The 23,035-nt window shown below is 73.2% G+C and carries 20 protein-coding genes; 10 read left to right on the top strand and 10 right to left on the bottom strand.

The window, feature by feature from the left end:
- Positions 1-99: 99 nt before the first annotated feature.
- The 4 genes from OTB20_RS21045 (at position 100) to OTB20_RS21030 (ending at position 6,438) form a co-directional block, all read left to right on the top strand.
- Entirely contained in the window at positions 100-1,815 is a 1,716-nt protein-coding gene (locus OTB20_RS21045; protein WP_267819645.1) for an alpha-galactosidase, read from the top strand.
- Positions 1,816-1,914: 99 nt separating this feature from the next.
- Positions 1,915-4,230, top strand: coding sequence for an alpha-N-acetylglucosaminidase (locus OTB20_RS21040; protein WP_267819643.1), 2,316 nt, complete (start codon positions 1,915-1,917; stop codon positions 4,228-4,230).
- 223 nt (positions 4,231-4,453) lie between these two features.
- On the top strand, positions 4,454-4,765 hold the full coding sequence (locus OTB20_RS21035; protein ID WP_267819641.1) for a hypothetical protein: 312 nt from the start codon (positions 4,454-4,456) through the stop codon (positions 4,763-4,765).
- 77 nt (positions 4,766-4,842) lie between these two features.
- A complete protein-coding gene (locus tag OTB20_RS21030; RefSeq protein WP_267819639.1) occupies positions 4,843-6,438 on the top strand; it encodes a molybdopterin-dependent oxidoreductase in 1,596 nt (531 codons plus the stop codon).
- A gap of 24 nt (positions 6,439-6,462) precedes the next feature.
- On the opposite strand, the gene OTB20_RS21025 is transcribed toward OTB20_RS21030, so the two are convergent.
- Complete coding sequence (locus OTB20_RS21025) at positions 6,463-7,497, bottom strand: metallophosphoesterase family protein (protein WP_267819637.1); 1,035 nt, start codon at positions 7,495-7,497, stop codon at positions 6,463-6,465.
- On the bottom strand, positions 7,494-8,276 hold the full coding sequence (locus OTB20_RS21020) for a hypothetical protein (protein ID WP_267819636.1): 783 nt from the start codon (positions 8,274-8,276) through the stop codon (positions 7,494-7,496). Before OTB20_RS21020 ends, OTB20_RS21025 begins: the two co-directional genes overlap by 4 nt.
- Positions 8,277-8,535: 259 nt before the next feature.
- Between OTB20_RS21020 and OTB20_RS21015 the strand changes: the two genes are divergently transcribed.
- Together OTB20_RS21015 and OTB20_RS21010 are read left to right on the top strand one after the other, a co-directional pair.
- Complete coding sequence (locus OTB20_RS21015) at positions 8,536-8,919, top strand: hypothetical protein (protein WP_267819633.1); 384 nt, start codon at positions 8,536-8,538, stop codon at positions 8,917-8,919.
- Positions 8,910-9,980, top strand: coding sequence for an alpha/beta hydrolase (locus OTB20_RS21010; protein WP_267819632.1), 1,071 nt, complete (start codon positions 8,910-8,912; stop codon positions 9,978-9,980). Before OTB20_RS21015 ends, OTB20_RS21010 begins: the two co-directional genes overlap by 10 nt.
- Before the next feature lie 39 nt (positions 9,981-10,019).
- On the opposite strand, the gene OTB20_RS21005 is transcribed toward OTB20_RS21010, so the two are convergent.
- Positions 10,020-11,285: a cytochrome P450 family protein gene (locus OTB20_RS21005; RefSeq protein WP_267819738.1), complete on the bottom strand. Its 1,266-nt coding sequence runs from the start codon at positions 11,283-11,285 to the stop codon at positions 10,020-10,022.
- Positions 11,286-11,463: 178 nt separating this feature from the next.
- Between OTB20_RS21005 and OTB20_RS21000 the strand changes: the two genes are divergently transcribed.
- Positions 11,464-12,387 (top strand): SDR family oxidoreductase, encoded by a 924-nt coding sequence (locus tag OTB20_RS21000; RefSeq protein ID WP_267819631.1) that lies wholly within the window; start codon positions 11,464-11,466, stop codon positions 12,385-12,387.
- 22 nt (positions 12,388-12,409) lie between these two features.
- Here the strand turns inward: OTB20_RS21000 and OTB20_RS20995 are convergent, their stop codons facing one another.
- Complete coding sequence (locus OTB20_RS20995) at positions 12,410-13,180, bottom strand: TetR/AcrR family transcriptional regulator (RefSeq protein WP_267819629.1); 771 nt, start codon at positions 13,178-13,180, stop codon at positions 12,410-12,412.
- A 107-nt stretch (positions 13,181-13,287) separates the two neighbouring features.
- Between OTB20_RS20995 and OTB20_RS20990 the strand changes: the two genes are divergently transcribed.
- Positions 13,288-13,698, top strand: a complete 411-nt coding sequence (locus OTB20_RS20990; protein ID WP_267819628.1) for a VOC family protein — start codon at positions 13,288-13,290, stop codon at positions 13,696-13,698.
- A gap of 20 nt (positions 13,699-13,718) precedes the next feature.
- Here OTB20_RS20990 and OTB20_RS20985 read toward each other — a convergent pair whose 3' ends face one another.
- Positions 13,719-14,774, bottom strand: a complete 1,056-nt coding sequence (locus OTB20_RS20985) for an enoyl-CoA hydratase/isomerase family protein (protein WP_267819627.1) — start codon at positions 14,772-14,774, stop codon at positions 13,719-13,721.
- A 36-nt stretch (positions 14,775-14,810) separates the two neighbouring features.
- Here OTB20_RS20985 and OTB20_RS20980 point away from each other — a divergent pair, with 36 nt between their 5' ends.
- Positions 14,811-15,380: a dihydrofolate reductase family protein gene (locus OTB20_RS20980; protein WP_267819626.1), complete on the top strand. Its 570-nt coding sequence runs from the start codon at positions 14,811-14,813 to the stop codon at positions 15,378-15,380.
- A 12-nt stretch (positions 15,381-15,392) separates the two neighbouring features.
- Here the strand turns inward: OTB20_RS20980 and OTB20_RS20975 are convergent, their stop codons facing one another.
- Together OTB20_RS20975 and OTB20_RS20970 are read right to left on the bottom strand one after the other, a co-directional pair.
- Positions 15,393-17,084: an FAD-dependent monooxygenase gene (locus OTB20_RS20975; RefSeq protein WP_267819625.1), complete on the bottom strand. Its 1,692-nt coding sequence runs from the start codon at positions 17,082-17,084 to the stop codon at positions 15,393-15,395.
- A gap of 106 nt (positions 17,085-17,190) precedes the next feature.
- Positions 17,191-17,943 (bottom strand): AraC family transcriptional regulator, encoded by a 753-nt coding sequence (locus OTB20_RS20970; RefSeq protein ID WP_267819623.1) that lies wholly within the window; start codon positions 17,941-17,943, stop codon positions 17,191-17,193.
- 54 nt (positions 17,944-17,997) lie between these two features.
- On the opposite strand from OTB20_RS20970, the gene OTB20_RS20965 reads away from it, so the two are divergent.
- The gene (locus tag OTB20_RS20965) at positions 17,998-19,275 is read left to right on the top strand and encodes an MFS transporter (RefSeq protein ID WP_267819621.1); all 1,278 of its coding nucleotides are present in this window, start codon (positions 17,998-18,000) and stop codon (positions 19,273-19,275) included.
- A gap of 394 nt (positions 19,276-19,669) precedes the next feature.
- Here the strand turns inward: OTB20_RS20965 and OTB20_RS20960 are convergent, their stop codons facing one another.
- From OTB20_RS20960 to OTB20_RS20950, 3 genes are read right to left on the bottom strand one after another with little or no spacing between them, the layout of a single operon-like run.
- Entirely contained in the window at positions 19,670-21,001 is a 1,332-nt protein-coding gene (locus OTB20_RS20960; RefSeq protein WP_267819618.1) for a TfuA-like protein, read from the bottom strand.
- The gene (locus OTB20_RS20955; RefSeq protein WP_267819616.1) at positions 21,001-22,176 is read right to left on the bottom strand and encodes a YcaO-like family protein; all 1,176 of its coding nucleotides are present in this window, start codon (positions 22,174-22,176) and stop codon (positions 21,001-21,003) included. Before OTB20_RS20955 ends, OTB20_RS20960 begins: the two co-directional genes overlap by 1 nt.
- A gap of 45 nt (positions 22,177-22,221) precedes the next feature.
- Positions 22,222-23,031 carry an ABC transporter permease gene (locus OTB20_RS20950; RefSeq protein WP_267819614.1) on the bottom strand — a complete coding sequence of 270 codons (810 nt, stop codon included), beginning with the start codon at positions 23,029-23,031 and terminating at the stop codon, positions 22,222-22,224.
- Between the last annotated feature and the right edge of the window lie 4 nt (positions 23,032-23,035).

The raw sequence follows: 23,035 nt of genomic DNA, 5'->3' as shown, positions 1-23,035 counted from the left end.
TATTGCTGGTCATTGACCGATAACCCTCGACTTATGTTGACAGCGGGTAGTCACACCGCTGCACTGAGCCCTCGACAGCCCCCACGTCAAGGAGACTCCGTGCCGCCTCGCCTGCGTGCGTCGCTCCCCTGTCTGACCGCGGCCGCCCTGCTCGCCCTCGCGCTCTGCCCCGCCCCGGCGGCGGCCGAGCCGACCGCGACCTCGGACACCCCGCTCGCGCTCACCCCGCCCATGGGCTGGAACAACTGGGCGCACTACATGTGCGACATCGACGAGGCCAAGGTCGTGGCGAACGCGGACGCGCTCGTGGCCACCGGTCTGGCCGCCAAGGGCTACGACACCGTCACCATCGACGACTGCTGGATGACCAGGAGCCGCGACGCGGAAGGCAATCTGGTCGTAGACACACAGAAGTTCCCGCACGGCATGGACTGGCTCGGCAGGTACCTGCACGACAGGAAGCTGAAGTTCGGCATCTACCAGGACGCCGGCTCCCTCACCTGCGAGCGCTACCCCGGCAGCGGCTCCCCCGACGGCGGCGGACCCGACCACTACGCCCGCGACGCCCGGCAGTTCGCCTCCTGGGAGGTGGACTACGTCAAGATGGACGGCTGCAACCTCTGGGTGCCCGAGGGGAAGACCAAGGAACAGGCCTACCGGGACGCCTACAACTCCGTCGCGAAGGCACTGCGCGACAGCGGCCGGGCCATGGCGCTGTCCGCCTCGGCCCCCGCCTACTTCCAGCAGGGCGAGTGGGGCGGCTCCGACTGGCACAAGGTGATCGACTGGGTCGGCGAGACCGGCCAGCTGTGGCGCGAGGGCCGGGACATCAAGGTCTACAAGCCCGCCGCCCCGGACACCTCGCGCTGGAGCTCGGTCATGGGCAACTACGGCTACAACCGCTGGCTCGGCCGGTACGCCGGCCCCGGCAACTGGAACGATCCCGACTTCCTGATCGCGGGCGCCCCCGGACTCACCGCGGCGGAGAGCCGCAGCCAAGTGGGACTGTGGGCCATGATGGCCGCGCCGTTCATCCTGTCCTCGCAGGTTTCCGAGCTCACCCCGGACGGGCTCGCCGCCCTCGGCAACACCGATCTGATCGCGCTGGACCAGGACCCCATGGGCCGTCAGGGCGCGGTGGTCTCCTCGAACGCCACCTCCGACATCCTGGTACGTCCGCTGGCGGACGGGGACCGGGCGGTCGCCGTGCTCAACCGGTCCGGCGCCGCCCGCGACATCCGCGTACCGCTCGACGAGATCGGCCTCGGCTCCTGCACCGTCGACGCGAAGAACCTGTGGAACGGTGAAACCGGGGAGGTGTCCGACACGTTGACCGCAACCCTGGCCGCACACGACACGGGCGTCTGGCGGCTCACTCCGCGCAGCGGCTGCGCCGAAGCCGTGCCCACCGGGCAGATCGCCGGCCGGGGCTCCGGCCAGGGCGCCGCCTGCGCCGACGGGGCGAACACCACCGGTGTCGGCGCCGTCGTGATGGGCGCCTGTACGGGCGCACCCGACCAGCGCTGGACCCTGGGCCGCAACGGCAGCCTGCGGCTGGCCGGCGAGTGCCTGTCGGCGGGCGAGGAGCACCTCGTGGAGCTGGCCGACTGCTCGGACGGACCGCGGCGCCGCGAGGCCGGTCAGAGCTGGACCCCCCGCCGCGACGGAGCGCTGGTCGAGGATGCGAGCGGGCTCTGCCTGACCGCGCCGGCCCCGGCGGCGGCCCCCGCCGACCCGGGCACGCCCGTCGAGCGGCTGCGGCTGACGCCCTGCGGAGACCACCAGGTCGACCAGGCGTGGGCCCTGCCGGTCTGACGGCCCGCCCGCATGGGGAACCAGACGAGGAAGCACCCACCCACAGAGCCGAGCGAGCCGGCCCCACCGCCGGACCCGGCCGAGACGAGGACGAAGCGCATGCCGGTCCCCATCCCACCACGCGGACGGGCCGGGCAGGTGCGCCGCCGGGTCACCCTGGCCGCACTGCCCGCGGCCCTGCTCACCCTGGCGGTCGCCGGAGCCGCCCCCGGAGCGACGGCTCCCGCCGCCCAGCCATCCGCTCCCGCCACCCGGTCTCCCGCCCGGGCCGGCGCGGCACCCGCCGCGCAGGCGGCGCCCGCCCCCCGGCCGCAGGCCTTCGACGCCGCGCCCGCGCGGGCCTCCCTGCGGCGGCTGCTGCCGCGGCACGCCGGGCAGTTCACCCTGGTGTCCGACCCCGGGGCCGGGCCGGACGGCTTCACCGTGTCCGGTACGGCCGGCGCGATCACCGTCCGGGGTTCCACCGGCGCCACCCTGCTCACCGGGGTCGGCTGGTACCTCCAGCACGTCGCCGGAGCCGACATCGGCTGGCCCGGCGACAGCATCGGCATGCTGCCCGCCGAGCTGCCGGCGGTGCCCGCCCCGGTCACCCGCAGCGCGCTCGTCGCACACCGGTACGCGCTCAACGACACCGACGACGGGTACAGCGGCCCGTACCGCACCTTCGAGGAGCACCAGCGGCAGATCGACCTGCTCGCACTGCACGGCATCAACGAGGTGTTCGTGCAGGTCGGCGCCGAGTACCCGTACTACCGTGCGCTCCAGCGGTTCGGCTACACCGCCGAGGAGCTGCGGAAGTGGATCCCCGGTCCCGGTCACCAGAGCTGGTGGCTGCTGCAGAACCTGAGCGGCTTCGGCGGCCCGGTGTCCGAGGAACTGATGCGCGGCCGAGCCGAGTTGGGCGGCAGGATCGCCGACCAGCTGCGCAGTCTGGGGATGACCCCGGTGCTGCCGGGCTACTTCGGGACCGTGCCGCCGTCCTTCGCGGAGCGCAACCCGGGCGCGGCGACGGTTCCGCAGGGCGGCTGGGCGGGCTTCGACCGGCCGGACTGGCTGGACCCGGTCTCGCCGCCCTTCGCGCGACTGGCCGCCGCGTACTACGCCGAGCAGCGTGCGGTGTTCGGGGACAGCTCCATGTACCGGATGAGCCCGTTGCACGAGGGCGGGCTGACCGGTTCGGTGGATGTGAAGGCGGCCGCCGGGGCGGTGCAGCAGGCCCTGTGGGCGGCCCACCCGGGCGCGCTGTGGGCGGTGCTGGGCTGGCAGGACGACCCGACCAAGGAGCTCCTCTCCGGGGTGGACACCTCGAAGCTGCTGATCCTGGACGGGCTCTCCGACCGGTACAACCGGCTCGACCGCGAGACCCGTTGGGGCGGGGCCCCGTACGCGATCGGCTCGATCTACAACTTCGGCGGGCACACGACGATCGGCGCCAACACCTCGGTGTGGATCGACCGCTTCCAGTCCTGGCGCGCGAAGCCGGACAGTGCGCTGACCGGCATCGCCTACCTGCCGGAGGCCACCGGGACCAACCCGGCGGCCTTCGACCTCTTCACCGACCTGGCCTGGGAGCCCGGCCCCGTCGACCAGCAGAAGTGGTTCGCGGACTTCGCGGGCCGCCGGTACGGGGCCCCGGACGCCGAGGCCGCCGCGGCGTGGGACGAGCTGCGCAAGGGGCCGTACAGCACCTCCTCGGGGCTCTGGTCGGAGTCCCAGGACAGCCTGTTCTCGGCCCGGCCGAGCCTGACGGCGGCGGGATCTGCCTACTGGAGCCCCAAGGGGATGCGCTATCCGGCGGGTTCGGTACGCCGGGCCCTGGTCCACCTCCTCAAGGTGGACCCCGGACTGCGCGGCTCCAGCGCCTACCGGTTCGACCTGGTGGACACCGCCCGCCAGGCCCTCGCCAACCACTCGCGGGTGCTGCTGCCCCGGATCAAGGCGGCCTACGAGGCCAAGGACCTGGCGCTGTTCCGCGAACTGACCGCCGACTGGGCTCACCGGGAGAAGCAGTTGGACGAGCTCGTCGGCTCCGATCCGAACTTCCTGCTCGGCTCCTGGCTGTCGGCGGCCCGGGCGCACGGCGCCGACGAGGCCGAGCAGGACCGGTACGAGTACGACGCCCGCTCGGTCCTCAGCGTGTGGGGGCACCAGAGCACCAGCGAGGGCGGCCACCTGCACGACTACGCCAACCGTGAATGGAGCGGTCTGATCAGCGAGTTGTACGCCCGGCGCTGGTCCTCCTACTTCGCCTCGCTGGATGAGGCGCTGGCGCGGCAGGCCGCGCCGAAGGCGATCGACTGGCACGCCTTCGAGGACGGCTGGGCCCGCCTCACCACCCGCCACCCGGCCCGGCCGAGCGGCGACCCGTACGTCCTGGCGACCGCCATCGCCGCCACCCTGCCCGAGGTCGACTGACCTACACCACAAAGGTGGTGGGAATACACGGAGGACCTCTCCCTCACCCTCCCGCGGGAAGCTCCCCACCCGCATGAGGGACAACCGGGCCGACCGGCCGCCACTCGAGCGCGGCACTGGGTTCACTGAAGGAAACTGACGGAAACGGATCAGGGGCGGTCAGCGGAGCCATCCTCCGGTGACCGCCCTTTCCGACGCCGCCACCGCCGGAAGGACGCCCGCCATGTCCGCGACCGACCCGAACCACACCCGCGCCACGCTGGAGCTCCCGAAGCTCCACACCGGCCGGGCAACCGAGCCCGCCACCGGCCGGTTACGTCCGCCCGCCGACCGGAAGCAGGATCTGCCCGCGTACCGGGAGCAGGATCTGGCGCACCGCTCCGACCCGCGGGAACGGCTCACCGCCGGGATCGTGGAACTCCGCAAGCGCCGCCAGAGCGCCGGCCACCGCGCGGCCGCCCCGGCGGATCCGGAGAGCCGGCTCGCGGCCATGGCCCGGCGAGCCTCGCAGCGGGCCGGCCACCTGCTCGCCTGAGGCGCGGACCCCCGGTTCGGAGCACGCTGGAACCGGGGGAACACATACGCACCGAGCGGGGCGGGTGGTGAGTCCACATGATCCGCGCGAAAACGGGGCGGGCCGACCCGGGCAGGCCCGGGCGGTACGCGCTCGGCGCCGTCAGCGGACTGCTCGCGGCCCTCGCCGGGCTCGCTCTGGCCCAGCTGGCCGCGACGGCCGTCCGGCCCGAGGCCGCCCCGGTCACCGCCGTCGGCGGCGCCGTGGTCGACCGCACCCCGGCCGCCCTCAAGGAGTGGGCGATCCGCCAGTTCGGTACGGACGACAAGCTGGCCCTGACGCTCGGCATCGGCGCCGCGCTGGCCGCCGTGGCGATCGCGGCCGGGCTGCTGGCCGTACGCCACCTGCCCGCGGGCACGGCGCTCGCGGCCGCCTTCGGCGCGCTCGGAGCGGTGGCCGCGATCAGCCGCCCGGAGGCCACGTGGAAGGACGCCCTGCCCTCGCTGTCGGGCGGCCTCACGGCCGCCGCAATCCTGTATGTGCTGGTCAGAGCCGCACGACGGCCCCATCCGCAATCCCCTGGAGCCGCCGCGCCCGGAGCCGTCGACCGGCGCGGCTTCGGCCGTCTCGCCGTCGCCGCCCTGGCGCTCTCGGCCGGGACCGCCTACGCCGCGCGGCGGCTCGGCGCCTTCGGGGACGCGGGAGCCACGGCCTCGCGGGCCGGGCTCGTCCTGCCACCGCCCGCCGTGCCGGCCCCGCCCGTACCGGCCGGGTCGGACCTGCGGATTCCCGGGGCCGCCCGCTTCGTCACCCCCAACCGGGACTTCTACCGGGTGGACACCGCGCTGGTCGTGCCGCGCGTGGACGCGGACACCTGGCGGCTGCGCGTGTACGGGGACGGGGTCTCCCGGCCCCTCACCCTCGATCTGCGGGAGCTGCTGACCCGCCCCCTGGTCGAGCACGACGCCACCCTCACCTGCGTGTCCAACGAGGTCGGTGGCCCGTACGCGGGCAATGCCCGCTGGCTTGGCGTGCGCCTCGCCGATCTGCTCCGCGAGGCGGGGGTGCGACCGCCGTCGCAGGGCGGCCGCGCCGACCAGCTGGTGGCCCGCTCGGTGGACGGGATGACCATCGGCACCCCCGTGGAGGCCGTGATGGACGGCAGGGAGGCCCTGCTGGCGGTCGGGATGAACGGTGAGCCGCTCCCGTTCCGGCACGGATTCCCCGTCCGGATGATCGTGCCGGGCCTGTACGGGTACGTCTCCGCGTGCAAGTGGCTGCGCGAGCTGCGGCTGACCACCTTCACCGCCTACGACGCGTACTGGGTGCGCCGGTCCTGGGCGCGGCGGGCTCCGGTCAAGACCCAGTCGCGCATCGACACCCCGCGCTCCTTCGCCGGGGTCGCGGCGGGCCGGGTGGCCGTCGCCGGAGTGGCGTGGGCGCAGCACCGGGGCATCGCGCGGGTGGAGGTACGGGTGGACGCAGGTCCGTGGCGGGAGGCCCGGCTCGGGGAGGCGGACGGGGACGACACCTGGCGCCAGTGGGTGTGGCTCTGGGAGGCGGCTGCGGGCGGGCACACCCTGGAGGTCCGGGCCACGGACCGTACCGGCGCCGTGCAGACGGGGGACCGCGCCGGAACCGTCCCGGACGGGGCCACCGGGTGGCACGCGGTGACGGTCCGGGTCCGGGGGTAGGGCGGGTCTGGGGTTCAACCGGGTTCAGCCCTCGGCGGGGCAGACCATCGCGGCCGGGCCGGCCAGGGCGCGGGCCTCGTGGAGGAGGCCGGGCGGGGTGGCGGCGCTGAGGGTCCAGACGACGCAGCCGCCCGCGGGCGGCTCGGCGAGGGCCGCGAACCGGTCCCTCAGCTCGGCCTCGGCGGTCGCCGGGTACGGGAGGTGGAGCGTCTCGTAGCGCACGGGGGCGGTGTCCACCGGGCGGATGGTGATGCGGCGGCGGTCACCGCCGGGGCCGGGAGCCGCTGCGGAACCCGGTCCGGGATCCGGTCCGGCATCCGGCGCGGGACCCGATGCGGGTCCTTCGATGAGCAGTTCGGTGAATCCGCGGCCGCCCGGCTCTCCCGGGCCGCGGGCGTGCGTGTTGCCCGGGTAGACGGCGAAAGCCCCGGCGCCGGGGATCAGCCGGTGGTGGACGTGGCCCAGCGCCCAGTAGTCGTATCCGGCGCGGGCCAGGGTCCGCGGGTCGGCCGGTGCGCAGATCCGGCGGCTCCAGGCGCCGTGCAGGCTGGTGTGCAGCAGCCCTATGTTGACGGCGCCGGGTATCGCGCGCGGATAGCCGGCCGCGAGGTCGCGGCGCTCGTCGGGCTCGGCCACCGACTGGCCGTGGACGGTGATGCCGAGGTCGGGCCAGGCCACCGACTCGGGGGCGTCGGCGGCGAGCCAGCGCACCGAGGGCGGGAGGTTCAGTTTGTGGGGCAGCGGGGTCTGGGCGTCGTGGTTGCCCGAGACCACCACCGTGCGCAGGCCCGCTTCGTGGAAGGCGGCCAGCGCGTCCTGGCAGGCGGCCAGTGCCCGGGCGTCGGCGTGTCGGCGGTCGAAGACGTCCCCGGCGATGAGCACCGCGTGGTAGCCGCCTTCGACAATGTGGCGCACGGCCACGCGCAGGGCCTCGTACGGGGCTGCGCTCCGGTCTATCGCGGGCGCCCCGGGGTACTGCGCCAGCCCCTGCAAGGCGGAACCTATGTGCAGGTCGGCCAAGTGGGCCACGCGTATCGGCGCGGACGCGGAGGTGGTCACGGGCCGAGGATGAGGTCGGTCTTGAAGGCGTCCCGCTCCAGTAGCCAGCCCTCGGCGCGGAGCTTGCCCATCAGGTCGGAGCGCAGCTCGACCGCGTCCCGCAGGGTGCGCCCCTTGGCGGTGATCTCGGTGAACCAGGTCAGCTCGCCGGAGGCGGTCCGCAGCCGGCTGACTTGCGTCTCCATCGGGTGATCGAGCATCCGGCCAGGGTAGTTGGCCTGCTTTACGGGACCGTGGAGTCGTGATGAAGCGGTGACGGACTCTGCCCAACCAGCAGGTTTCGCATCCCACTTGGCGAGCTTTCCGGGGAGGCGGTCCAGTACGAGGGCGCGGGAGGCGTCGAGTCCGGGGAGTTCACCGGGCGCCAGGCCAGGGACGGGCCGGCACTTCTTGTTGGTGAAGTCGAGGGTGGCGCGGGTGTGGCTCAGGTTGACTTGGACGGAGTAATTGCCCTCACCTGCGCGGAAGTTGCGCCCGGCCGCCAGGTCCATCACGCGCCGCACCGCGGCCGGGTCCGCGCCGTCGCCCTCGATCTCGAAGCGGGCCTTGTAGGCGAGGCGGATCCGGTTCTCGTCGTCGTGGCGCCGGATCCGGACGATCCAGCCCTGCCCGTTCAGGCTGCGTCCGGCGTCATCCATGTACTGCGCGACCTCGAAGCGGCCGGGCGCGCCGAGCGACAGCGCGTCCGCCGCGGCGGCGGTGGGCAGGCCGTCGGCGTCGAGCACCCGGTCCGGGTCGACCAGCAGCTTGACCTGGTAGCCGGGACGCGCCTGCGCCATCGGCGTCAGGCCGGCCCGCACTCCGGATCGAATCCGGCGTTTCGTTGTTTTCCGCGTCTTCCGCATATCCCCGTCGATCATGCCTCATACGACACCAGCCCGCCCGAAATCCCCGAAATCCCCGGAATCACGGCGGTGAACAGGCGGTGAATCTACCCCAGAACCAAGGTCCTGACCTGGGAGGTCGTCCGACCCCCGGGTTAGCGCGTAATTTGTGAATGCTTTCACAAGATTCTGGCAGCGGACAAGGGTGCACGTCATGGCCGCTCTGCTCACCCCCGCCGCCGCAGCCTGCGCGATGACGATGGGCTTCATGTGGCTCGTCACGATGCCGCCCTCGGCCAACCCCCTCACCGACGACCACTGGATCCTCGCGGTGGCCGGTGCGGTCGTGGCCACGACCGCCGCGGCAACCACTTCGGGCTCGGCCGGGCCTGGCGCCGGACCGCGCTGGTCCGCCGGTACCGCTTCCTCATCCGACACCGGCCCGCCCTACGACGACAGGTCCGACGCCCGGTCCGACGCCGGGCCCGACACGATGCGCGCCGCCCCTCCCCGGGGCGGTGCGCATCATAAATTTGGCGTATTGTCCGGAATTCTCCATCATTCCGTCGCACGTCAGGAGCCGGCGCAGTGGAGCTGACCAGTACGTCGTTCCTCGTCACGCTGATCGTCGTCACCGTGCTCGCGATGCTCGCCGCGCTGCTCCTGTGGAACCGGGTCCCGGGTCCCGGCTGGGTGCGCTGGCCGACCCGCCTGGTGATGATCGGCTTGTGCCAGCTCACCGCCATCTGCGTGATCGCCACCTGGATCAACGGGAGCTACGGCCTCTACTCCTCGTGGGACGACCTGCTGGGCACCGACGTCGGGCAGAACCCCTCCGACATGACCGGGCCGCCGGTGGGGCGGGCCGAGTTCACCCTCGGCGGTGACGGTACCCGCACCACGTACTTCCGCGGCTCCCACTCGAAGCTCGCCGGCCAGGTGATCGTGTGGACTCCCCCGGAGTACGACGCACCGGGCGCGGACAAGACCCGGTTCCCCGTGCTGATGCTGCTGCACGGCTTTCCGGGCTCGCCCCGCTCCTGGATCGACCTCGGTGACATGCCCGGCGCGTTGCGGCAGCTCGTCCAGCTCGGCGCGGCGCACCCCTTCATCCTGGTGATCCCCGAGCTGTATCCCGGAGGGGTGAACACCGACTGCACGAACACCCCGCAGCGCAAGCTGGCCAGCTGGCTCGCGCAGGACGTGCCGGACCTGGTCGCCAAGAACTTCCGTACGCTCCCCGAGCCCAAGGGCTGGGGGCTGATGGGCATCTCGACCGGGGCCTTCTGCGCGGCCAAGCTGCCGCTCCAGTACCCGAAGGTGTTCCGGGCGGGCGCGGCCCTGGACCCGGACCCGCTGACCGGCGACCCGGACGTACTGTCCGATCCGGTGCTGCGCGAGCGCAACAGCCCGATGTGGCTGGTCGAGCACACCAAGAACACGGACGTCGGGTTGTTCCTGGCCACGTCCGCGCAGGACAAGGACAGCCCGCCGCAGCAGCTGACCGCCTTCACCAAGGCGGCCAAGGATTCCGGGATCCGGCTCAAGACCCTGGTCCGCCCGCAGGGCGGACACAACTTCCAGACCTGGATCGGGATGTACCCCGACGCACTGGGCTGGCTCAGCACGGAGATCTCACCGCCCGGCGAAGCCCCGTAGCCGAGCCACCCCCCGAGCCGTCCCCGAGCTACTCCCGAGCTACTCCCGCACCAGGCGGACGGGCAGCGCTTCGACGCTGTTGCCGATGAAGCTGCGCTGGTGCGGCAGTCCGGCTTCGGGGACGGCCAGGTCCAGGTCCGGGAAGCGGGTGAAGAGGGCTTCCAGGGCGATGGTGGCCTCCAGCCTGGCGAGCGGCGCCCCGACGCAGTAGTGGGCGCCGTGCCCGAAGGAGAGGTTGCGGGCCGCGGTGGGGCGGGTCAGGTCGAATCGGTCGGCGTCCGGGCCGTGGAAGGCCTCGTCGCGGCCGGCCGCCGTGTACCCGGCCAGGACCGGTGTGCCCTGCGGGATCACGGTGCCGTCGATGGTCAGGTCGCGGGTCGGGTAGCGGAACGGGAACCAGCTGACCGGGCCGTCGAAGCGCAGGGTCTCGTCGACCACGTCCGACCAGCTGGCCTTGGACTCCAGGACCAGTGCGAGCTGGTCGCGGTGGGTGCACAGGGCGCGTACGGCGTTGTTGATCAGGTTGAGCGTGGTCTCGTGGCCGGCGACCAGCATCAGCCGCATGGTGCCGAGGAGTTCGGCCTCGCTGAGCCGGTCGCCGGCTCCGTCGCGGGCCGCTATCAGCGCGCTCGTCAGGTCCTCGCCCGGCTCGGCCCGGCGGCTGGCGGCGATGGCGGCGATCAGCTCGAGGAGTTCGCGTACGGCCGCCATGACCTCGGCCGGGGTGGTGTCGGTGGCGACGATGACGGTGTTGGACAGCTCGTGCAGCCGCCCCCGGTGCTCGGGGTTCACCCCGAGGAGCTCGCAGATCACGCTCATCGGGAGCGGGAGCGCGAAGTGCGTGCGCAGGTCCGCCACCCCGTCCGGGGATCGCTCCGCCGCCCGCTGCAGGTCGTCGAGCAGCCCGGCCGTCAGCTCCTCGATCCGGGGGCGCAGCCGCTCCACCTGGCGGACGGTGAAGGCGTTGCCCACCAGGGAGCGCAGCCGGCGGTGGTCGGCGCCGTCGGAGGTGTGCATGCCCTGGGCGTTGGAGAAGACGCGCAGCGGCCAGTCCGGGGGGATGGTGCCGTCGCGCAGGGCGGGGAAGTGCTTGGCGTCCTTGGCCACATCGGGGTGGGCGAGGAACTCCTTCAGCGCCTCGTGTCCGAGGACGACCGCGCCGGGGACGCCTCCGGGGAGCACGACCTCGGCTACGGAGCCCTGGGCGCGCAGCCGGGCGTTGAGGGCGTGCGGGCAGCCACCGAGGGGGTCGATCACGTACGGGACCGCTTGCGCGGACGGGTCCGGGTGGGCCGAGGGCTGCATGTGCGCGTGTACCCGCGCGGGATCGGTGGACAAACCGGTCTCCTGACCATATGGATACGACTCGACCAACAGTGCGGCCTCGGGGCCGGGTTGTTCAAGAGCGCGCCTGCTCCGGCTCTCGAAGGCGCAGGCGCGTCGCACCACCCCCGCCGCGCCTGAGCGCCGTAGGGTCGCGGCCATGACAGAGGTACAGCGGACTCTCGAAGGCAAGGTCGCCCTGGTCGCCGGGGCGACCCGCGGCGCGGGCCGGGGCATCGCGGTCGAGTTGGGGGCGCGCGGCGCGACCGTGTACGTGAGCGGGCGCAGTACGCGGGGCCGGCGCTCGGAGTACGACCGGCCCGAGACGATCGAGGAGACGGCCGAGCTGGTCACGGCGGCGGGCGGACAGGGGGTCGCGGTGGTCGCGGACCATCTGGTGCCCGAGCAGGTCGAGGCCCTGATCGGGCGGATCGGCTCCGAGCGGGGCCGTCTCGATGTGCTGGTGAACGACATCTGGGGCGGCGAGCGGCTCTTCGAGTGGGAGAGCACGGTCTGGGAACACGATCTGGACAACGGGCTGCGGCTGCTGCGGCTGGCGGTGGAGACCCACGCGGTCACCAGCCACTACGCGCTCCCGCTGCTGCTGCGCGAGCCGGGCGGGCTGGTGGTGGAGATGACGGACGGCACGGCGGAGTACAACGCGAGCCGCTACCGGGTCTCGTTCTTCTACGACATCGCCAAGTCGGCGGTGCTGCGCATGGCGTTCGCGCTCGGACACGAGGTGGGCCCGCGCGGCGCGACGGCGGTGGCCCTGACCCCGGGCTGGCTCCGTTCGGAGATAATGCTGGACAACTTCGGTGTCACCGAGGCGAATTGGCGGGACGCACTGACCGCGGTCCCGCATTTCGGCATCTCGGAGACCCCGTTCTACGTCGGCCGCGCGGTCGCGGCGCTGGCCGCCGACCCTGAGCTGTCCCGCTGGAACGGGCAGTCGCTCTCCAGCGGACAGCTCGCCGGGGTCTACGGCTTCACGGACGTGGACGGCAGCCGACCGGACGCCTGGCGGTACATGGTCGAGGTGCAGGACCCGGGGCTCCCGGCCGACCCCACCGGCTACCGCTAGGTCGTCTCCACGGGGTGGAGGGTCAGCCCCGCTCCAGCAGCCGGGCGATCCCGTCGAGGACGCAGCGCAGACCGAAGTCCCATACGGTCCCGGGGCTGTACCCGCCGACCGTGCTGCCGACCCGCCCCGCGAGGGGGTAGCGCTCCGGGTCCATGGCCCGCTCCAGCAGCGGGGCGCTGAGCTCCCACCAATCCTGGTCGCTCTGGCGGGCGTTGTGCGCGGCGGTGTCGGCGGCGGCGAGCGCCTGTGCGTGGACGAAGCCGAGGAGGTGGTTCAGGGCCGCGTCCATCTCCACGTCGGTGAGGCCGATGCCGTCGAAGGCCGCGAGCTCGTGCTCGTACTTGCCGATCACGCCGGGGCCCAGCGGGGGGCGGGTGACGGACAGCTCGGCGATCCACGGGTGCCGCAGGAACAGGGCGCGGTTGTCCTCGGCGATCCGGGTGACCCCCTCCCGCCAGGCCCCCTTCGCGTCCGGCTCGCTCCGGTCCATGGCCAGGTACGCGGCGTCGAGCATCAGGTCGAGCAGCTCGGCCTTGCCGGGGACGTACGTGTAGAGGGTCATGGGGGTGACGCCCAGCCGCTGGGCCAGCGCCCGCATCGTCAGTGCGGCCAGCCCCGGCCGGCCCTCGGCCCCCGCTTCGTCGGCGAGCGCGATCGCGCCGTCGACGACCGCGTCCACGGTCAGCCCCTGCCGGGGTCCGCGCCGCCCGCTGGGCGCCCCCTGCCCCGGCTCGCGCCACAGCAGCTCCAACGTGCGGACGGGGTCTCCCGCGCCGCTCCGGTCCGTGGTCACTTCGGGCCCCTTCCCGCCGCCCGTGGGCAGCCACTCAATTACCTTTGTACGCCGTATAGAATACGGTGTACAGTAAAACTCCGAGCACAGGACACCAGGAGGAACCCATGCGCATCACCGACACCGCCGTCTGCCTCACCGTCGAGGACGTCACCACCTCTTCCGCGTTCCTGACCAAGCACTTCGGATTCCAGGAGACGATGGCCGTCGACGGCTTCGCCTCCCTCTCCCACCCCGACGGCCCGAACGTGATCTTCATTCGGCGCGGCCTGGAGGTGCTCCCCGAGGACCTGCGCGAGCAGCGCGCCGCCGGGGTGCTGCTCGCCTTCACCGTGGCCGACCTGCCCGCCGAGTACGAGCGGCTGCGCGCCGCAGGCGTCCCGATCGTCATGGAGCCGCGCGTGGAGCCCTGGGGCGAGCGCGTGTTCCTGGTGGCCGACCCGAACGGCGTGATCATCGAGGTGGTCGACTGGGTGGAGACCCCGGCCGCCGACGCCGCCGCGTCCAACGGCGGGTAATCCCTGGGCCGCCACCGGGTTCACCCGGAGGTGATGGCGGTTCCTTCCCCTGCGAGCGGGGCGAAGAAGCGCGCCACGTCCTGCTCGGTGACCTCACCGAGGGTGGCCGGGGACCAGCGCGGGCTGCGGTCCTTGTCGACGACTTGCGCCCGGATGCCCTCCACCAGGTCCGGTGAGGTCAGGGCATGGCAGGAGACCCGGAACTCCTGTTCCAGCACCGGCTCCAGCCCGCCGAGCACGGCGGCCCGTCGCATTGCCTCCAAGGTCACCTTCAGGGCCGTCGGAGACTTGGTGAGGATCGTCTCGGCAGCCTCCTTGGCGGCCGGGTCCCCGTACTCGAGCAGCCGCTCCACGATCTCCTCGACGGTGGCGGCGGCGTAGCAGTGGTCGATCCAGCCCCGCCATTCGGCCAGCACCCCCGGCCCGGGATCGGTGGCGTACCGCCCCAGCACCTCCCGGGCCGGGGCCCCGGCGAGCTCGGCGGTCAGCTCCGGCAGCCGGCCGGCGGGTACGAAGTGGTCGGCGAGCCCGCACAGAACCGCGTCGGCGGCGCCCACCGCGGAGCCGGTGAGGGCGAGATGGGTGCCGAGCAGGCCGGGGGCGCGGGCCAGGAGGTGCGTACCCCCGACGTCCGGGACGAAGCCGATGCCGGTTTCGGGCATGGCGACGCGGGAGCGCTCGGTGACCACGCGGATGCTGCCGTGCGCGGACACGCCGACTCCGCCGCCCATCACGATGCCGTCCATGAGGGCCACGTAGGGCTTGGGGTAGCGGGCGATGTGCGCGTTGAGCCGGTACTCGTCGCGCCAGAAGGCGGCCGAGTCCCGCGTCCCGGCCTTGGCGTCGTCGTGGATGGCCCGGATGTCCCCGCCGGCGCACAGCCCCCGCTCACCCGCGCCGCGGATGAGCACCTGCTCCACGCCCGGATCCCGCTCCCAGCCGGTCAGGACCTCGGCGATGCGGAGCACCATGGGGTGGGTGAGGGCGTTGAGGGCCCTCGGGCGATTGAGGGTGATCACCCCGGTGCGGCCTTCGACGGTGCACAGGACGGTGTCGGTGTCGGCTTCGGTCTTCACGCCGTCCAGTATGGAGGGCGCGTAGCGTGGGCCGGCATGCGAAAGATCATCCTGATGATGTCGGTTTCCCTCGACGGTTTCATCGAGGGGCCGCAGCGGCAGATCGACTGGCATCGCGTCGACGACGATCTCCTCGAGTACATCGACGACCAACTCCGCTCGGCCGGCGGCATGCTGATGGGCCGGGTCACCTACGAGATGATGGACGCCTACTGGGCCACCGCCGGCGCCGATCCCGCCGCGACCGCCCACGTCTCGCGGTTCGCCGGCTTCTGGCACTCCGCGGAGAAGTACGTGTACTCGCGCACCCTGGAGACCGGCCCTGCCGACCCCCGAGCCACCCTGGTCCGCGACGTCGTACCGGCGGAGGTCGCCGCCCTCAAGGCCGCCCCCGGCGGCGATCTGACCCTGGGCGGAGCGGACCTCGCCGCCTCCTTCCTGCGCCACGACCTGGTGGACGAGTACCGGATCTACGTGCACCCCGTACGCATCGGCCGCGGCAAGCCCCTCTTCCCGCCCACCGACGCCCCGGTCCCGCTGCGGCTGGAGGAAACCCGCGCGTTCGGCAACGGGGTGGTGCTGCTGCGGTACGCGCGCGGCTGGTGAGCCCGTCGGGGATCAGGCCGATGCGGCGGACAGTGAGGCGAGGTAGCCGGTCAGGGCCGCTGCCGTGTCGGCCAGTGGGAAGCGGGCGCCGAGGTACCCGTCGGGGCGTACGAGGAAACCGGTCGGGCCGTCGGCGCCGTACAGCCGGGCGAACTCCCCGTCGGCGTCCCGGTATCCGGGGACGGGCAGGGCGGCGGACCCGCCGGCCGCGGCCTCGCGGGCGAGCACGGCCACGATCTGCGGACCGGTGGCGCCGCCGTCCGTGCCGCTCCGCGTCAGCGCCCGCCCCGCGGCGCGGGCCTGCTCGGTGGCCTCGGCCAGGGCCGCGCCGTCGGCCCCGTAGAGGAGCACCACGTGTTCCGCACGGCCGCGCAGGACGTCGAGCAGGCGCGAGGGGTAGGCGGCGAGGGGCAGGGTCAGCCCGGTGCAGTCCGGGGCGCGGCCGCCGGGCTGGGGCGCGCCGGCCGGCCCGGACGGACTGCCGGCGAGCGGCCCGTCCTGGTAGCCGACGAGCAGTTGGGCCTCGCGGAGCATGAGGGTGCGCGGATCGTCCGGATCGCTCTGCATGCCCTGCGTCGCGTGCCGCACGGTCCGGCCGACGACCTCTTCGCCGACCGGGCGGCGTTCGGCGTCGTAGGTGGTGAGCAGGGCGGGGCCCGCCGACTCCCGCAGGACCAGGGCGAGTTTCCAGGCCAGGTTGCAGGCGTCCTGAATGCCGGTGTTCATGCCCTGGGCGCCGGTGGGCGGGTGGATGTGCGCGGCGTCGCCCGCGACGAAGACGCGTCCCTCGCTGTAACGGTCGACGATGCGGTGGCTGATGCGGAAGACGGACGACCAGCGCATCCCGGAGACCGTGGCGGGGCTCGGGGCGAGGCGGTCGACGACGGCTTGGATGTGGGACAGCTCGGGAACCCGGCCGCCTCCCTCCAGGCCGTGCTCCACGCCGTCGCCGGCCACGGCGCCCCCGGCCGGCTGTCCCGCCGCGGAGAGCTCGGGCGGGACCACCATCGACATGCGGTAGCGGCCCTTGCCGGGCAGCGGTACGCAGACCAGTACGTCGTCGGTGGACCCGTCGGCGGCCTGGTGCAGCGAGCGCAGGCCGTAGCCGTCGGGCAGGTCCAAGTCGGTCACGACGTCGGCCAGCATGTACTCCTCGGCGAACGCCCCGCCCTCGTACGAGAGGCCCAGCCCCTTGCGGACGGTGCTGTGCGCTCCGTCGCAGCCGATCAGGTAGCGGGTGCGCAGCTCCTCTTCGCCGCCGGAGGCGGTCCGCAGCAGGCTGGTGACACCGCCGCTGTCCTGGGTGAACGACAGCAGCTCGGTACCGCGTTCGATGACGGTGCCCAGCGCGTTGAGGTGCTCTTCGAGGATGCGCTCGGTCTCGTACTGCGGCAGCGCGGCGAACCGGTACGGCACTTCGGGGGGCAGTGCGAGCTCGATCCGGGCGAGTTCGCTGCCGTTGACGTAGAGCAACTGGCCGTGCAGGGGGACGGCCGCCTCCATGACGGTACGCGCCAGGCCCATCCGGTCCCAGATCTCCAGCGTGCGCGGCTGGATGCCGACCGCCTTGGCGTACGGAAGGCGGGCCGGCAGCCGGTCGACGAGGCGGCAGCTCACGCCGCGCCGGACCAGCTCCGCGGCGGCGCTGAGGCCTACCGGACCGGCGCCCACGATCAGTACGTCGGTCGTCGGGGTGTGCGCCATGGGTGTCTCCCAACCGCCTGTCCCCGAATCGGCTGACTCCTCTCATGCTCACCCGGCGGGACGCGGACGGCCAGACGAAGGGTTCGGAGGCGGGTCCGGAGGCGGGTCAGCTTCCTCTGGCGTGTGCGCCCGGGGTGTGGCCGAAGGCCCGGCGGAACACGTCGATGAAGGCGCTGGCCGAGGACCAGCCGCAGCGGTGGGCGACCGCCGTCACGGGGGTGTCCACCGCCAGCAGCCGCAGCGCGTGGTGCAGGCGCAGCTGGGTCCGCCACTGGGGGAACGTCATGCCCAGCTCGGCGCGGAAGAGCCGGCTGAGGGTCCGCTCCCCCGCCCCGGCCCCGGCCTGCGCGGAGAGCTCGGCCAGCCCGCGCTGGTCCCCAGGATCGGCGTGCAGGAGCGCGCACACCGCGGCCAGCCGGGGATCGGCGGGAGCGGGCAGGTGCAGCGGCTGGAGCGGCGAGGCCCGCAACTGGTCGAGCAGCACCGACAGCATCCGGCGGCGCTCGGCGCTGCCGTCCTGCGGGGCCCGGGTGTAGGCCAGGATCAGCTCGCGCAGCAGCGGGCCGACGGCGAGCACGGCGGGGGCGCGGAGCGAGAGCGGGTTGAGGTGGGTGGGCAGGCCGACGCAGTGCAGGTCCACGCGGCCGAAGGCGCGGTGCTCGTGCACGGTGCCGGCCGGGATCCACAGGGCGCGGGTGGTCGGGGCCACCCAGGTCCCGGCGTCGGTGGTGACGGACAGCACCCCGGAACCGGCGTAGCAGATCTGGTGGTCGTCGTGGCGGTGCGGATCGATGCCGTTGTGGGTGTCGAGTTCGCGGATGCTCGTCGCCGCGCGGGGAGTGTGGCGGATTTTCTGCATCACCCGGCAATTTATCGGAAGCGGGCCGCCCCCCGCGAGAGCGATTCTCGAGCGGTGACCTCCATGAGACCGATCCTGCCCACGACATCCGTGCCCACGGCCGAGCCCGCGCCGGCTCCTGTGCCCAAGCCGGCGCACGGGCCGACGCCGGCGCCCGGCCCGGCCCGGCTCCGTACGGCCGCCTTCTCCGCGGGCCACTCCTGCGTGGACGTCTACCAGGGCTCCGTCGCCGCGCTCGTCCCCTTCCTCGTCGCCGAGCGCTCGTACGGTTACGCCGCCGCGTCCGGCATCGTGCTGGCCGCCTCGCTGCTCTCCTCCGTAGTCCAGCCGCTGTTCGGGGCGCTCACCGACCGGTGGCCGATGCCGTGGCTGATCCCGCTGGCCACCGCCGCCGCCGGGCTGGGCGTGGCGCTGGTCGGCCTCGACGCCGGGTACGCGGCCACGCTCGCCGCCGTCGCCCTGTCCGGGCTGGGCGTCGCCGCCTACCATCCGGCGGCCGCCAGGATGGTCCGTACGGTGGGTGGCCCCGGGCACGGCGCGATGAGCTGGTTCGCGCTGGGCGGCAACATCGGCTTCGCGTGCGCCCCGCTGCTGGTCGTCGGCGCGCTGTCGCTGCCGGGCTCGGCAGGATGGTGGGCACTGGCCGCGCCGGCGGCGCTCGGCGTGTTCCTCAACCGGCCGCCGTCCGCGAAACGTTCGGCCTCGGAGCGTGCGGCTGAGAACCGGGCGGCTGCCGCCCCCGCTCCGCCCCGGCCGCCCTCCGACGACTGGCGGGCCTTCCTCCGGCTCTCCCTGGTGGTCGTCGTACGCTCGGTGGTCTTCATGGGCCTGAGCACCTTCATCGCGCTCTACGTCCGTGAGCGCGGCGGCGGCGAAACCGCCGGGGCGGCCGCCCTGTTCGCCCTCTTCGCCGGCAGCGCCGGCGGCACCCTCCTCGGCGCCCGGCTGGCCGCCCGCTGGGGCCGGGTCACCACCGTCCACCGCTCCTACGCGGCGGCCGTGCCCGCCGTCGCGGGCATCCTCTTCCTGCCACTGCCCCTGGTGTACGCCTGCGCGACCCTGGCCGCCGCCGCGCTGTACGTGCCGCTCTCCCTCCAAGTCACCCTGGGCCAGGACTACCTGCCGACCCGCATGGGCACCGCGAGCGGGGTCACCCTGGGCCTGACCGTCAGCGTGGGCGGCCTCGCGAGCCCCCTCATCGGCGCGGCCGCCGACGCCGCCTCCCTGCGCACTGCCCTGCTCCCGCTGGCCGCGCTCCCCCTGCTGGCCTGGGCCCTGGCCCGGCGCCTGCCGGAGCCCGCGGAGCCGGAGCCCACCACGGCCCGGGGGTGACGGCCGCCGTCCGGGGGCGGGAGCAGTGGGCGCGCCAGGCGTCCAGGGCTTGGCTGATGCGCCAGTCCCCGAGGAACCGGTTCAGCGCGAACCGGGCCCCGATCTCCTGAGGGGCCGCCGTCCGCTCCCGGCCGGCGTGCCAATGGGCGACCGCCTCGGCGAGGGTGCGCCCCGCGCCCTGGGCGACGTACTCCCGCATGACGGCGCCGAAGTGGAATCCGGGGCCGACCTCCCGGACGAAGGCAGGCCCATCCGGCGCGCCAGCGCGGCGAGTTCGGACTGCGTCCAGTACCGGCGCGCGAGCTCCGCCCCGCTCGGCGCAGACCGCGCCTCACCGGCGCCCGCGTCGGCGACGCCGCTCCCCAGCGACCCGGCCGCAGTCACCCGCCCGTGGTCACCGCGCCGCGGCCTTGCGGCGTTCACGGCCGCGCAGGACGTCGAGGGCGAAGAACCTCTTGACCGCCCAGCCCAGCCCGTCGAGGCCGGTGAACCCCCGGCGGGCCATCTCGACATCCGGTGAGGTGCCGCGCCCCTGCCAGTGGCGCAGGAAGAGCTTCGCGCACATCGGCGGCGGCGGGACCACGAGTCTGGGCCGGGTCTCCTCGGCGGCCTCGTCGGCCCGGCGGACGAGGGCGCACCACTCGTCCCAGCGCTCGGACTCCCGCAGGCGTGCCAGGACCGCGGGCCGCCAGTCGACCGACTGCCATACCGGCCACACACGCACCATGAGGAGCCGGACCCGGTCCACGGCGGGCAGCGCGGCGAGCTCCTGCTCCGTGAACCAGCGGGCGAGGGAGTCCGGCAGCGGCGAACGGCCGTCGAGCCCCAGCTTGGCCCGTGCGTACCCCTCGAGCGTCATGCCCCTGTCGCCGGCGAGTTCCTCCAGCAGACCGGTCAGCACCTCCTCGTGCAGCGCGGGGTAGCCCTCGTCGAACAGCCGGACGGCGTCCAGTACGTCGAGGTCCGACATCCACCGGCCCGGAGAGTGCTCCCGGCGGGTCCGGCGGACCAGGGACTGGGTCCGGCTGATACCGGTGAAGTGCACCTCGGGCGCGACCGGACCGGGTGTCACGGCGCCCCGGCTCGCGATCCCGCGCAGCGCCGCCATGGCGTCGAGCCGTTTGATGTCCCAGACGCCCGAGCCGATCATCTCCTCCAGCGTCCACAGGGCCTCGTGGTCCTCCTGCTCCAGCATCCCCTCGATGTCCTTCCAGCCCCGGTGGGTGAAGGGCAGCGCCGCGGCCGCCGCCACGATCCGCCGTCCGGCGCCGGGCGGGACCAACTCCTCCTCGGCGCCCTCCTCGCAGCCGTAGCGGAGGTTCACCAGGGCCACGGTCTGTGCCGGGTACCCCATCTCGGCCGGACCGTGCAGGACTCCCACCTCGTCGTCCCCGTCGATCTCGCCCGAGGCGTACATCGTGAAGACCCGGCCGAGGCCCCGCATGCCGCACGGGGCGAGCTCCGCTGCCCGCAGTGCGCCCATGCTCGCGGCGCCGATCACCTCCGCGCCCTCCGTGAGCACCTGGAGGATCTCCTTGTGGCCGACGGAGCGCCGTTCCCGGAAGTAGCCGTCGATGACCACGACCACGTCTCCCGGGTGCCACTGGTCCGCGAGGAGGTCGCCCCGGCCCGCGGGCGGCCGTACCTCCGCCTCCGGGAGCACCGCGTGGACCTCGGCGGCCGAGATCGTCGGCCCCGCATAGACGATCACCCTGGACCCGCTCACTACAGCACCTCCGGGCATATGCGGCTGCCTGGAGCCACGACCTTGACGACCGGGACCCCGATCTCCTCGCGCGTCAGGTCGACGACGAGGGGCGGATGGGAGAAGGCGGCGGCTGCCCGGTGCACCGCGTGGGCGAGGGCGCCGGCCAGACTGCCGTGCGGGACAGGGGCCTCGACGAGGCTCCCGATATCGGCCCCAGGGCCGGACGGAGCGCTGCGCAGCAGGCCGGTGTCCACCTGCCCGAAGTCCTCCCGGAGGTCGTCCCGGGCCCCCGAGATGTACGCGAGCCTGGCCTGTGCGGCTTCGGAGACGGCCCGGGTGAGCGCGATCTCCGGGCTGAGGTGGCAGCCGAAGCCGAACATCGGCGCCGGGTACTCGTCGCAGGCGACCCAGGACAGGAAGCACGGCAGCCCGGTGGGCGACGGTACGAGGCGCACCTCCAGGGCGACGCCGGCCCGCTCGATCAGCTCGCACAGTTCGTCGGCCACCGGCGACCCGAGGGACCGCGGGTCCACACGTACGCCCATCTCCCCGCCCGCGGCGACCGCCGCCGTCATCGCGTCGCGCTCGATGACCTCGCAGAGCGCGTGCAGGGCGGCTTCGATCCGGGTGTTCCCACTGGCCAGGCCGTTCGTCGACTCGAAGAACACCGGCGGGTGCCAGTCGGTGTGCTCCTCCAGCGTCAGCCGGACGACGCTCGCAGGGACCAGGGTCCGCGCTCCGTCGACCAGGGATCTGGCCGCGAGCCAGTCCAGCGGCAGCCCGTCGTGCAACAGGCTCGGCGCGGAGGGCGCCAAGGCGGAGACCTCGTAGCCCAGTTGGGTACGGAGCTCGCGCGGGGTCGCGGTCGCCACGGGTGGGGCCGGTTGTTCCACGTGCCAGGTCTCGACCGACTCCATCACCGCCGACAGCCTGGCCAGTTCGGAGGTCATCCCCTTGCCCTGGGAGACGGCGAGCGTCCTGGAGAGCGGCCGGACGGCCTGGAAGGTCGGGATGCCGATGGAGTCGAGCCGGGTGATGTCGGCGACCCGGGTGACCCCCACCTTCGCCGCCGCACGGGTCGCCATCTCCCAGGTGGCCTTCGGTGGTTGGGCCCGGTCCGTGCCCGGGAGGCGCAGTACGGAGCGGTCTTCTCGGGTGGCGAGCCAGGCCAGGGGCTCGTCGTCGGTCTGCACGGTGGGGAACTCCTTCGGTTCAGAGGTTCCGGTCAGAGGTTCCGGTCAGAGGTTCCGGGTGCGCCGCAACAGCGCCCGGCCGGCGACGAAGTTGGCGACGATCGCGACGACGGCCAGTACCACCAGGGAGGGCCAGGCCTTGCCCAGGCCGAAGATCGCGGCGTCACGCATGCCGGTGACGGCGTAGGACACCGGGTTCACCGTCGAGATCCACCGCAGGACGGTGGGCAGCTGCTGCGAGGTGGACAGCGACGGCGCGGCGAAGACGAGGACGGGCACCGACACGCTGGTGAGCACCATGAAGGTGCGGTAGTCGCTGATGAGGACGGCCGCCGCGAGGTACAGCCCGTTGAACGCCACCGACGACAGCACCAGTGCCAGCAGCAGCCAGATCCAGTGGGACGCGTGGAAGGGGTAGTCGAAGATGACCGCGGCGACGGCCAGCGCGAGCAGGCTCTGGGCCAGCACGAGCGAGACTCCGGCCAGCAGTTTGCCGGCCAGGAAGCGCGACCGGCGCAGCGGCCAGCTCCAGAGCTGGGTCGACACGCCGCTCATTTCCTCCTGGAACATGGCCATGCCCGTCGTCCCGGAGGCGCTGACCACCGACATCGACAGCACCATGGGAAGGAGGAACACCGCGAACGGCAGGGTTTCGCCGCGGTAGGTGATGTTCCCGACGACGTTGCCCAGCGAGGTGTTCACCAGGAGCAGGTACACGAGCATGGGGGTCAGGCCGAGGATGAGGTTGACCCTGTTGCGGGCGAGGAGCGCGTACTCGCGGTAGAACACGGCGGCGAAGTCCGCCGGTTTCCCCGAGGCGACCGGTGCGGTGGTCTTGAATCCCAGGTCGGCCACGGTC

It is taken from the genome of Streptomyces sp. H27-H1 (assembly GCF_026627445.1).
Taxonomy (GTDB): domain Bacteria; phylum Actinomycetota; class Actinomycetes; order Streptomycetales; family Streptomycetaceae; genus Streptomyces.
This window is presented reverse-complemented; position numbering and strand designations above follow the sequence as displayed.